8 protein-coding genes and 1 pseudogene are annotated in these 12,378 nt (G+C 37.4%); 2 read left to right on the top strand and 7 right to left on the bottom strand.

What is annotated here, in order from left to right; translation table 11 throughout:
- Positions 1-133 precede the first annotated feature (133 nt).
- Together R2S57_RS12780 and nadA are read right to left on the bottom strand one after the other, a co-directional pair.
- A complete protein-coding gene (locus tag R2S57_RS12780; RefSeq protein ID WP_316845339.1) occupies positions 134-1,366 on the bottom strand; it encodes a dicarboxylate/amino acid:cation symporter in 1,233 nt (410 codons plus the stop codon).
- Between the two features lie 108 nt (positions 1,367-1,474).
- Positions 1,475-2,527 carry a quinolinate synthase NadA gene (gene nadA / locus R2S57_RS12785; protein ID WP_316845340.1) on the bottom strand — a complete coding sequence of 351 codons (1,053 nt, stop codon included), beginning with the start codon at positions 2,525-2,527 and terminating at the stop codon, positions 1,475-1,477.
- Between the two features lie 396 nt (positions 2,528-2,923).
- Here nadA and nadB point away from each other — a divergent pair, with 396 nt between their 5' ends.
- Both nadB and R2S57_RS12795 read left to right on the top strand, forming a co-directional pair.
- Complete coding sequence (gene nadB / locus R2S57_RS12790; protein ID WP_316845341.1) at positions 2,924-4,510, top strand: L-aspartate oxidase; 1,587 nt, start codon at positions 2,924-2,926, stop codon at positions 4,508-4,510.
- A gap of 67 nt (positions 4,511-4,577) precedes the next feature.
- A complete protein-coding gene (locus R2S57_RS12795) occupies positions 4,578-5,090 on the top strand; it encodes a gamma carbonic anhydrase family protein (protein ID WP_316845342.1) in 513 nt (170 codons plus the stop codon).
- Positions 5,091-5,120: 30 nt separating this feature from the next.
- Here the strand turns inward: R2S57_RS12795 and R2S57_RS12800 are convergent, their stop codons facing one another.
- The 5 genes and pseudogenes from R2S57_RS12800 to R2S57_RS30525 all read right to left on the bottom strand — a co-directional run.
- Positions 5,121-6,767, bottom strand: a complete 1,647-nt coding sequence (locus tag R2S57_RS12800; protein ID WP_316845343.1) for an Ig-like domain-containing protein — start codon at positions 6,765-6,767, stop codon at positions 5,121-5,123.
- Positions 6,768-6,888: 121 nt separating this feature from the next.
- Positions 6,889-8,751, bottom strand: a complete 1,863-nt coding sequence (mnmG, locus tag R2S57_RS12805) for a tRNA uridine-5-carboxymethylaminomethyl(34) synthesis enzyme MnmG (protein ID WP_316845344.1) — start codon at positions 8,749-8,751, stop codon at positions 6,889-6,891.
- Positions 8,752-8,990: 239 nt separating this feature from the next.
- Positions 8,991-10,853 (bottom strand): ABC-F family ATP-binding cassette domain-containing protein, encoded by a 1,863-nt coding sequence (locus tag R2S57_RS12810; RefSeq protein WP_316845345.1) that lies wholly within the window; start codon positions 10,851-10,853, stop codon positions 8,991-8,993.
- Positions 10,854-11,607: 754 nt separating this feature from the next.
- Complete coding sequence (gene ybeY / locus R2S57_RS12815; RefSeq protein WP_316845346.1) at positions 11,608-12,045, bottom strand: rRNA maturation RNase YbeY; 438 nt, start codon at positions 12,043-12,045, stop codon at positions 11,608-11,610.
- A gap of 68 nt (positions 12,046-12,113) precedes the next feature.
- Positions 12,114-12,350: pseudogene (locus R2S57_RS30525) on the bottom strand (type II toxin-antitoxin system RelE/ParE family toxin); the annotation flags it as partial.
- Positions 12,351-12,378 lie beyond the last annotated feature (28 nt).

Consider the following 12,378-nt stretch of genomic DNA (forward strand, 5'->3'; position numbering starts at 1 on the left):
CCAAAAGGACCTTAATTAAATTATATATTTCTAAAGGCTCAAGCCCATAATCTTATTTTCAAAAACTCAGCTGTCATTCTGAGCACAGCGAAGAATCCCCGGTGAAGATGCTCTGCTTACAGATCTTCCTTCGTCAGGATGACACATCATCCATCCAATTTTTACCCTCCGTAAATCTGGCAATTAACATGGCTGCAACATTATCACCCGTGGCATTTAACAAAGTAGCCATCGGATCTACCAAAGTACCGATTATCATGGCTGGTGGTAAAGCTTCGGGCGGTAACTGATAAGCAGAAATCATCAGCAATTCGCCAATGTACCCACCATTTGGTATTCCTCCTTCAACAATACTAACCAAAACTGTAATCCCTAAAGCCAAAATAATGGTATCTACATGTACCAAATCCTTTCCAAAAATGGCAAAAACTACCGCAATTTTAATGATAGAACTGATACTCGAACCATCTTTATGCAAGGTTGAGCCCAAAGGAATCGTCACATTGGTAATGTAAGCGGGCACGCCCATTTTTGTTGCGCCATCTAAATTTGCCGGGATAGTGGCAATACTGCTACAGGTTCCGATTGAAGTTAAAGAGGGTACAATATTGTTTTTCCAAAATACTTTTATCGCTTTAAATCCCCCTGCTACGAAAGCGTAAAGTGTAAAAAAAACAATAAAATAAAATGCCCCAACACCGTAATATAAACCCAAAGCCTTGGCATAAGTACCAAAAAGTTGTGGACCAAAAACACCAACCTGATAGGCGAAATAAGCACCTAAACCAATTGGCCCTAATTTCATAATTAAAATGATGAGTTTTTTCATCACTTCATTGCCCGAAACCAGGAAATTTTTAAAACCATCACCCTCTTTTCCGGAGTAAAGTGTCGAAAAGCCAACCAATACTGAAAAAATAATCAGTGCCAGCATATTTTTTCTACTACCGATCTCGAAAAATTCTCCTACGGTTAAAAGTTGGGTCATCTGCTCACCAAACGACTGTATTTTTTCAGGCTCGGTTGGCAAGGGTGTATTTCCCAATTGCTGATGGATCGGAAAAAGCCAGGTAGCCACCAAGGTTAAAATAGCTGAAATTAATACCGTAGATAGAAAAACCAAAACCATTACGGTCAGTAATCTGCCCAGTTTTTTTGTTCTATCAATATTTGCTATCGCCGATGAAACTGCAAAAAATACCAGGGGTATAACAGCTGTAAACAACAGGTTTAAAAATATATCACCTAAAGGTTTTATACTTTCAACACTTTTTCCAAAAATTAAGCCCACTATGCTTCCCACAGTTATACCTGCCAAAAGCCATAATAAACCCGCGTAATTTTTTAGGATGTTGTTTTTTTCCATATACTTATTTTTTCGTCATTGCGAGGTACGAAGCAATCTTACAACCATCGCTACCAGCGAACGCATTAAGATTGCTTCGTCGTTCCTCCTCGCAATGACGATTTATTTCTATAAGCCCAATTCTGCCGAAATATCAAGCATGCGCTGGATCGGTTTCCGCGCAAGGTCGATAATATGTTCAGGTACTGTTACTTCAGGCAAACCATTTTTAATACATAAATATAGTTTTTCTAAAGTATTTCTTTTCATATACGGGCAGTCGTTACAGGCACAGCTGTTGTTCGGCGGCGCCGGAATAAATGTTTTAGTCGGATTTGCCTTCTCCATCTGGTGGATAATGCCACTTTCGGTAGCCACAATAAATTCTGTAGCCGGATTGGTAATCGTGTACTTTAACAAACCAGTGGTAGAACCTACATAATCAGCCATTTTTAAAACCACTTCTTCACATTCCGGATGCGCAATAAACTTAGCATTCGGATGGCGTTCTTTCAGTTTTGTAATTTTTTCTTGAGAGAAAATTTCATGTACCATGCAGGCACCATTCCACAATACCAAATCACGTCCGGTCTTTTTTGCCACATAGGCACCTAAATTGCGATCCGGACCAAATATTATTTTTTGGTCTTTAGGCAAACTCTCTACAATTTGCACGGCATTCGTGCTCGTACAAACAATATCACTTAAAGCTTTTAATTCGGCCGTGCAGTTTACATAGGTGATGACCAGGTGATCTGGATACTTTTCCTTAAACTTTCTAAACAAATGCGGTGGGCAACTGTCTGCTAATGAACAGCCTGCTTTTACATCTGGTAACAATACCGTTTTATTTGGCGATAAAATCTTTGCCGTTTCGGCCATAAAATGCACACCAGCAAAAACAATTACATCAGCATCCGTTTTTGCAGCTTCTTGCGATAATCCTAAACTATCGCCAATATAATCTGCAATATCCTGAATGTCAGGTTCTTGGTAGTAATGTGCAAGGATAATGGCATTCTTTTCCTTTTTCAATTTCTCTATCTCCGCAAAAAGATCGAGGGTAGGATCAATTTCCTCTTCTGCGAAACCTTTTTTGTTGATTTCTTCTAAGACATCTATGTTCATTTTTAAATTTTCCTTTTTTGAATTTTGACGTTGGCCAAAGATAAAGCTTTCCACGTCTCAATAATTAATAAGTTATTTTAAATAAATAAATCTTGTTTGTTTATTAGTGTGTTAATATTGTTGGCAAGTTTAGAAAATTCTTTCTTTTATATAAGTTGTTAATCGTTTACTAACATTTAGATTACATTTCTCTAATATCATAAGTTTGATTTTCAGCACTATCGAAAAACCGTTCAATTTTTATCAATACTGGAATGTTAATTGTTTATAAGTGGGTAAAAAGTTAATTACTTGTATAAAGCTGGTTATAAATTGCGCAAAAGATTGTGGCAAATTGTGTTTTTAGAGTAGCTTTAAACATTCAAATTTATTTGTTAGGATAATTTAGACATTGAGTTAACATTTATTAACTAGTTGTTAACATCGTGGATAAAGTAAATGTTTTTATTAATGAGAAAAGTAGATTTTCTGGTAATTGGTTCAGGTATAGCGGGTTTGAGTTTCGCACTTAAAGCTGCAAAGTTTGGTAAGGTTTTAATTGTGACGAAGTCGAACGAAGACGAATCGAACACAAAATACGCCCAGGGTGGCGTTGCTGTTGTTGTAGATAAAGGTGATTCTTTCGAGAAACATATAGACGATACGCTGATCGCAGGCGACGGATTATGTGATGAAAAAATTGTGGAAATCGTTGTAAAAGAGGGACCTCAGCGTATTCAGGAGATCATTGACTATGGTATAAACTTCGATAAAGATAACTCGGGTTTTTATGATTTAGCCAAGGAGGGTGGGCACTCCGAACACCGGGTTTTACACTATAAAGACATCACCGGATATGAGATCGAACGGGTGTTGCTGAATGAAATTCATGAGAATAACAACATAGAGATATTAACACATTACTTTGCGCTCGAGTTAATTACCCAGCATCACCTCGGTGAGTTTGTGGATAAACGTACCGAAGATATTAACTGTTACGGCATATATGCCTTTAACACAGAGCTTAACGATGTGGAAAAGATTGTGGCAAATGTGACTGTGATGGCTTCAGGTGGTGCCGGACATGTATATTCGGCCACAACAAATCCTGTTATTGCAACAGGTGATGGAATGGCCATGGTTTACCGGGCAAAGGGTAAAGTAAGGAATATGGAATTTATCCAGTTCCATCCAACGGCTTTATACCATCCTGGAGAGTATCCTTCGTTCCTGATTTCGGAAGCTGTCAGGGGTTTTGGAGGAGTGTTGCGACGTAAAAATGGTGAGGAATTTATGCAGGAGTACGACGAACGCAAATCGCTTGCTCCGCGTGATATCGTAGCCAGGGCGGTAGATAATGAAATGAAAAAGTCGGGTGATGATTTTGTATATCTGGATATTACGATGCGTAAGAAGGTAGACATATTGAAACACTTCCCCAATATATATGCGAAGTGTTTATCTATAGGGATCGATATGACGAAAGATTACATACCCGTTACGCCTGCCTCGCACTATATGTGTGGTGGTATATTGGTTGATGAGTATGGCCGTTCTTCTATTAAAAATTTATATGCCTGTGGCGAATGCTCTTCAACTGGCTTGCATGGTGCTAATAGGCTGGCGTCCAATTCTTTACTTGAAGCTACCGTATTTGCACACCGCATTTATCAGGATGCGATAGAAAACTTTAAAAATAATGTTATTCCAGATCATATTCCGGAATGGGATTCGAAAGGAGTTACGCAAAGTGATGAAGATATATTGGTAACACATAATTTGAGAGAATTGCAAAAAATTATGGGTGATTATGTAGGTATCGTTCGTTCCGATTTCCGTTTGGAAAGAGCACATAGGCGTTTATTTTTAATTTACCAGGAAACGGAAGAATTTTATAAAAAGAATAAAGTCTCCGTTAAACTTTGCGAATTGAGAAATGTAATTCAAACTGCTTATCTCGTTATTAAATCTGCTATGCAAAGAAAAGAGAGTAGGGGATTACACTTTACTACCGATTACCCCGAGCACGCTAAAGAATTAGTAGATACTGTTTTTTAACCCCTAAATCCCCTGAAGGGGACTTAAATACATTTCCCATTATCCATCAACCATACTACATTTTAAAATGCCTTTAATATTACCCGTAAAAGATAAATACCCTCAAATTGGAGCTGATAATTTTATTGCTGAAAATGCCACCATTGTCGGTGATGTCGTAATAGGTGATAAATGTTCGGTATGGTTTAATGCCGTAGTTAGAGGTGATGTAAACGCCATTACCATTGGAAATGAGTCGAACATACAGGATGGTGCAGTAATCCATGCTACGTACTTAAAAGCTTCCACACACATCGGTAACCGTGTGTCTGTAGGGCACAATGCTATCGTACATGGTTGTACCGTTCAGGATCATGTGTTAATCGGAATGGGGGCCATTGTAATGGACCATGCAGTGATACAAGAGTATTGTATTATAGCCGCTGGTTCGGTGGTATTGGAAAATACTATTTGTGAAACTGGTTATTTATATGCCGGTACCCCCGCTAAAAAAATAAAGCCCATTACTGAAGAGCAAAGGGCTTTATTAAATAAATTGCCTGATAATTATATCATGTATTCAGGTTGGTTTAACCCATAAGCCCCTGAAGGGGGAATTGGGTGCAATGTATTAATCCGTTTTAGGAGGTGGAGGTATCGCTAAGGGATCTTCTCTTTCCCAATTGGGCTTTAGATCCAGTAATGCCTTTACATACCAAACCTTTTCGGGTTGATAGCCACCTTTTACATTTCCAGTATCCCAAATTCCGTTTTTATTGTCGTCATAAATTATCCTGAGCATGTATTTGCCTGCAGGGTATTTGGAAAACATAATTTTACCATTTTTACTAATAGGAAATGATTTTATAATGTCTTTTTTCTCGTTCAGGAATTGTACCACATAACTTTTGGCTGTATCCGGTACTGTTACATTTAAAATTAGGGTAGTATAAGCATCCTGGTTCTCCAAAGTGAAGCGTTTGGGTATGTCTTTGTTCTTTGCATTAAAAATAGCTGTAAAAGCCCCTGCGCCTAGTTTGATATCGTAGTTTCTTTTGTTTTTCCATGGATATTTGATATAATATTTAAGAAAATCTACACTATCCTTTACCACTTCAAAATTTGTACGTTTTACAGAATCCTCTAAAAATGTAATTTTAGATGGATCTGCAGCTGTCATCGGGAAAGGGAACGTTAAGGTGAGCTGTTGGAAAGGATTGAGTTTGCCACCAGATAGATTGTCAGCAATGGTAATATCACGCGTATAGGTATCTTTTTTACCACGGGTAAAGTTTAGGGTTTGCAAAACCTTTCCCTGATCCTGAATGGCAACCTTAACTGAGTCGAAACTTAGATCCTTCAACCATACTTTAGCGGTATCGTTGTTTTTGCTAAAATGCACATACTTATCTATGTCTACTGCCGGAGGATCTGTAATGGTTATTTTAGGGCTTTTAAGCTGCTGGTTAAAGATAATGGATATACTTCCATCATTGTTTAGTTTCCGGTCTAATACGCGAAATTCTGGCGCCAATTCTTTAAAAATCTGAAGATTGATGTTTTCCAGGTTTTTATCAATAACAACAGGCTCTTTTATAAATCCGATCTCATCTGAAATCTGCTGATAAATTTTATCTCCGCCACCACTGCTTTCCTTTACGGCATATACTTTATACGTACCTTTTCTTAAGTTGTTCAGTTTATAGGTTCCGGCACTGTCTGTAGTGGTATATATCGATGGACGTTTCTTTCCAAAAATGGTATCCCTTTCCAAGGGTAGAATAAATACGGTAACTTCTTTTTCGGGTTCGTCGCTCAACGAATTGATCACTTTACCACTTATGGATAGAGAATCAATTTCTGGTCCGGTAGAAAAAACGTATGATAAATTTTTTACAACGTTTCCTTCATTTACATCCGCTATCGATTTTCCAAAGTTTAAAGTATAGGTTGTATTTTTCTCCAGAGAATCCTGAAGCGCAATCTCCAGTCTTTTTTGCCGCTTCTTTAAAACCGGAAGTTTTTCCTGATCGGGTGAAATCGAAAATTCCTTGAACTCATCTTTGATATTAAAATATTCGTCGAACTCGATGATGATTTTTTTCGCATTAAAATTCCTGGTCTGATTCTTTGGCGTCATACTTAAAATTTTTGGCGGCTTGGTATCTTTTGGTCCACCTTGAGGCGTTTGGATACTGGCACAACCAAAAAATAGAAGTAAGGCTGTTACAACCACTAAATTTTTAAGGTTAAAATACTGAGCTTTTAAATTTGGCATATTTTAAACGTTCTGACGAATTTTTATACTTTTTGAAACCGTAACATTAAAAAAACTTTTTTTTAGCTTATATCGCTTTATTTAAGGTCTATTTTAAAATAGCTAAAGTATTGATAATCAATTACTTATTGATGTATACCATTAAAACCGATATATCTGATGGTGAAACACCCGAAATCCGTGAAGCCTGACCTAAAGTGCGTGGTTTGATCTTAAATAGTTTTTCACGGGCCTCTTTTGAAATGGAAACAATTTTATTGTAATCGAAATCTGGCTTAATTTCTTTGTCTTCCATTTTCAGCATCTTGGCTACAATTTCATTTTCCTTCTCAAAATAACTTTCATATTTAATTTTGATCTCTGCCTGCTCAATGGTTTCATTGTCTAGATCTTTAGTCGCTTCAGCAAGTGCTTTGCTCACTTTAATTAAATCAGGCAAACCAACATGAGGCCTTCCAACCAAACTGTGTATTTTTACATTTTGATTTAGTGGACTTGATCCCAAACTTTCGAGCATAGGATTGGCATCAGCCATTTCGATGCCCTGGCTTTTTGTAAATTTGACCAACGCATCAGCTTTAGCAATTTTTTGATTTACTTTTTCCAAACGCTCGTCTGAAATTAAAGCTAACTCATGACCAATAGGAGAGAGGCGGATATCGGCATTATCTTGTCGCAATAGTAAACGATGCTCAGCCCTTGAAGTAAACATGCGGTAAGGTTCTTCTGTTCCTTTGGTAACTAAGTCATCAATTAAAACACCAATATAACTGTCAGATCTTTTCATGATCAATTCATGTTTATCGGTAATTTTTTGATGTGCATTTATTCCCGCCATGAATCCCTGGCACGCTGCTTCCTCGTAACCTGTAGTTCCATTAATCTGTCCGGCTAAAAATAAATTGCTGATTAATTTAGTTTCAAGTGTCAGTGATAATTGAGTAGGCGGGAAGAAATCGTATTCAATGGCATAACCTGGTCTAAACATTTTTGCCTGTTCGAAACCTGGGATTAGTCTCAAAGCTTTAAATTGTACATCTTCAGGAAGAGAGGTTGAAAAACCATTTACATAAATTTCGCAGGTATTCCAGCCTTCAGGTTCCACAAAAATCTGATGTCTATCGCGCTCTGCAAAGCGATTGATTTTATCTTCAATTGATGGGCAATATCTCGGGCCTAAACCTTTAATTCTGCCAGTAAACATTGGTGATTTTTCGAAGCCTTCTTTCAAAGTTTCATGAACATCTCCATTTGTATAAGTAATCCAGCAACAACGTTGATCGGTTGAGACTTCAGTATCTGTATAGGAGAATTTGCCTGGATTTTCATCTCCCCACTGTTCTTCCATTTTTGTGTAATCTAAACTTCTCCCATCAACACGTGGGGGAGTACCGGTTTTCATCCGGCCAGCTTCCATGCCAAGTTCTACCAACTGCTCGGTAATTCCTGTTGAAGCTCTTTCTGCTGTTCTACCTCCGCCGAATTTCTTTTCTCCAATATGCATCACGCCGTTTAGGAAAGTTCCGTTGGTTAGTACTACTGCGGTACTTTCAATCTCCATACCTAATGATGTTTTAACACCATAGACGGTATTGTCTTTTACCAATAAACCTACAACGCTATCTTGCCACATATCCAGGTTAGGTGTTCTTTCTAAAGCCAGTCTCCATTCTTCAGCAAAGCGCATCCTGTCTATCTGTGCCCTTGGACTCCACATCGCAGGCCCCTTAGATTTGTTGAGCATTCTGAATTGGATGGTAGATTTATCTGATATGATACCAGAGTATCCACCCATTGCATCAACCTCACGAACGATCTGTCCTTTAGCTACACCACCCATTGCTGGGTTGCAACTCATCTGGGCGATGGTGCCCATGTTCATGGTAATTAATAAAACAGATGATCCTAAGTTGGCAGCAGCAGCAGCAGCTTCACAGCCTGCGTGACCAGCACCAACAACAATCAAATCGTATTTTGAAAACATCTTTATGGTATAATTTCTTTAATTGTTTCACGTGGAACAATTGTATTTATTTAAACTTATAATCTATGCTGAAATAATTGTAATAGCGATCGAATCAGCGTGAAGTATAAGAATGTTTCACGTGAAACATTCTTATTTTATTTATTATTTAATCAAAATCTATTGCAATTTGAATAGATCGACTAAGCGTTATGTTCCACGTGAAACATAACGTAGAAAATTTTATTCAATTGTTATTACTATTCTGAAAGCTCTAACCAACGCATTGTATATTCATCAAGCTTGGCCTGAAGCGTTTCGATTTCATTGGATACTTCCTGGATCTTAACATAGTCACTTGCATCAATTTTAAGTAAACGTTCGCTTAATGAAGTAATTTTATTTTCAGTTTCTGATATCCCTTTTTCGCTATCTTCTAATTCTTTCTGTTCTTTGAAACTTAATTTCTTTACTGCTTTAACTGGTGTTTGTTCTACAATAGGGGTGCTGACTTTTTTGGTTTCTACCTTAGCTTTTGGTTGGTCTAAACTTAAACGGTACTCAGAATAATTGCCATTGTAAATTTTCACCACACCTTCACCCTCCATAATAAATAGCTGATCGCTCATTTTGTCAAGCAGGTACCTGTCGTGAGAAACCAGCATTAATATACCTGGAAAGTTTTCTAAAAATTCTTCCAATACATTTAAAGTGTCAATGTCCAGATCATTTGTTGGCTCGTCCAAAATCAAAAAGTTGGGGTTTTGCATCAACACTTTCATCAGGTTCAAACGCTTCTTTTCACCACCACTTAACTTCTCTACCATGCCATGTTGTTTCTTTGGCGGGAAAAGAAATAATGTCAATAGGGCAGATGCAGTGATCACCGAACCATCAGCCATCTTAATATATTCGGCATCAGATTTTACAATATCAATTACCCTTTCTTTAGGATCGAAACTTAAACCACCTTGTTTGTAATAGCCAAAAACCGTGGTGTCTCCAGTATCAACCTTGCCTGAATCCGGAGTTAACTGACTTGTAATAATATTTAATAGGGTGGATTTACCCGTACCATTTTTACCTGCTAAACCAATCCGGTCTCCTTTTTTAAAGGTATAACTGAAATCTTTAATGATTGCACGGCCATCGAATGCTTTTGCAATGTGTTCTACCTCAATAATCTTCCCGCCTTGGCGCGACATCTTCATTTGGAGGTTAATACTCTGATTATCAGTCTTTTTCTTTGATTTTTCTTCTAAATCGTAAAAAGCATTGATCCTAGCGTTTGATTTTGTTCCACGTGCCTGTGGCATGCGCCTCATCCATTCCAATTCTTTCTTTAATAGCTGTTGGTTCTTATGTAAAACCGTTGCGTCTAAAGCTTCCCTTTCACTTTTCTTTTCTAAGAAGTAAGCATAGTTTCCGTTGTAGTTAAATATTTTTCCCCTATCTAACTCCACAATGGTATTGCAAACATTATCTAAAAAGTACCTGTCGTGGGTAACCAGTAATATTGTTTTCTGTCCGTTAGTTAATAATTTTTCCAGCCACTCAATGGTATCAATATCCAAATGGTTGGTTGGCTCATCGAGTACCAAAATTTCAGGATCTTCAATTAAAAGTTTAGCCAGGGCCAAACGTTTCTTTTGTCCGCCTGATAGGGTAGAGATTTTTTGTTGAAGATGCGTAATTCCCATTCTGTTTAAAATGGTTTTGATCTCATGCTCATATTCCCAGGCATTATGCTCACTTAATTCTTCGTATAAACGGTTAAGTGTTTTCTCGTCAGGATTGGGATCTTCAATTAATTCTTCATATTCCTTAATCAATTGCTGTTGTTTGTTCTCCAGGGAGAATATATGGTCGCTAATCGAAAAACCTTCAGTAAACTGCGGCTCCTGGTCAAGAAAACCGATTTTAACAGCTTTATTTTTTACAATTTTACCTTCGAGCGGAGGGAACCTTTCTGCCAATAATTTCAAAAGTGTGCTCTTACCTGCACCATTAATCCCTACCAACGCTACGCGCTGACCAGAGTTAATACCTAAGGTTAAATTTTTAAATAGCCATTCGTCATGGTAACCATGCCCTAAGCCTTCTGCCGCAATTAGTGTGCTCAATTTTTTTGTATTTCGGATTTATAAAGGAAAATTAGTGCAAAAGTAAGTATAAAATATTTGGAACGGGATAATCAAATTGTAAAGGGCTTCTGTATCAGTTAAAAATGGCAGAATATTGATGTTTTGGTTCATTTGTTAAATAGTCCGTTTGTTATTGGTGAACTAATCTATAAAAGAAAACAGCGGCAGGAATCGCTCCGCCGCTGTCTCAATCATTAACTAAAACTAAACTTTATCTTATATGAGGCTGGGAAAATAGGTTCCTGACCATCAGTTTTAAATCTTTTTCTATCTATAAGACTGCTACAGCCAGAATATGTTGCAAGGTGTTTTGCATTATTATACCAGTGGAGACTAATTGTCGACGAACGGGCTTAACTTTTAGACGAACGGAGTAAAAGGCTGTATAGACATCATAAAAGAATTGAGCACAACAGCTTTGAGTACAATGGCCGAAAAATGCTAGGGTCTTGGTGGTCTTGTTCCAGGGAAAATGCAGTAAAATCTGTGGAGAGCATAAGGGTTGAGACGGATCCTCTTCGGATCTGCTTTGGCTCCCAGAGGGAGCTGTGACAATTGCACCCGAACAAAATCCGTTTGAAGCCCCTATTTACAGCGCTGTAGAACGGAGCTAATGGTTATGATAAAAAGAGTTTGGACCAGATAGGGTATTTGCTTAGACTGATTGAATTTATCGTGTAAGCAATCTAGTTAATATGAAGTCTTATTTAAATGTTAGGTAATAGCGTAGAACTTAAATTAAACCTGATTCTGATCTGTAACCTAAGTACTCATCTTCTTTTTGAGTCATAAGTGTTTTGGCTGCTTTTCCTTTGTCTTTATATCCAAGCAGGTGTAAGGTTCCGTGGATCATAATGCGGCAAACCTCATCAAACTCCAGTGTTTTAAAGGTTTTAGCATTTTCTTTCACCCGCTCAATGCTGATGAAAATGTCGCTGACAATCTGTTTTTCGACTTCTGAGTTATCAAATGTGATGATATCCGTATAGGTATCGTGGTTTAAGTACTGTTGATTAATACCCAACAGATATTCGTCGCTACAGAAAATGAAATTGAGTTCCTGCAATTTAAAGCCCTCTTTTTCTATCACTGCTTTAAGCCATTTTTTGACCTTAAGTTTTTGAGGAAGGTTATAGCTGACAGCTTCAATGAAAAACGATATTGCAGGCATATTATGGAGTTTATGGCGGCAAATTTAAGAAATATAAAATATTATAAGATTTAAAGACTGCGAGATTATTACTTTGGAAATTTCAATTTAGGATTTCTTGCGGTATGAAAAACTGCAAAAATTATTATTTCTACACCTATAACTTCGAAGATTAATACATATGGGAATGTATTTAGAACTAAATGCCGATAATTCTTTTTTAGTTTTTGATAGTGAAGTGGGTGCTTTTCTAATTTAGTGTAACATCTGCCTAGTTCTGCTAAAAATAGGTCACCTAGTCCCATTTTTTGTTCCTCATACCAATCATAAGCATCTTTGCCATTTGAATGGCAA

Source organism: Pedobacter psychrodurus (genome assembly GCF_032678585.1).
Lineage (GTDB): Bacteria > Bacteroidota > Bacteroidia > Sphingobacteriales > Sphingobacteriaceae > Pedobacter > Pedobacter psychrodurus_A.

Bases quoted from the DNA above. Each gene is read 5' to 3' on its own strand.
- R2S57_RS12780 (WP_316845339.1), bottom strand. From the start codon at position 1,366: ATGGAAAAAAACAACATCCTAAAAAATTACGCGGGTTTATTATGGCTT.
- nadB (WP_316845341.1), top strand. From the start codon at position 2,924: ATGAGAAAAGTAGATTTTCTGGTAATTGGTTCAGGTATAGCGGGTTTG.
- R2S57_RS12795 (WP_316845342.1), top strand. From the start codon at position 4,578: ATGCCTTTAATATTACCCGTAAAAGATAAATACCCTCAAATTGGAGCT.
- R2S57_RS12800 (WP_316845343.1), bottom strand. From the start codon at position 6,767: ATGCCAAATTTAAAAGCTCAGTATTTTAACCTTAAAAATTTAGTGGTT.
- mnmG (WP_316845344.1), bottom strand. From the start codon at position 8,751: ATGTTTTCAAAATACGATTTGATTGTTGTTGGTGCTGGTCACGCAGGC.
- ybeY (WP_316845346.1), bottom strand. From the start codon at position 12,045: ATGCCTGCAATATCGTTTTTCATTGAAGCTGTCAGCTATAACCTTCCT.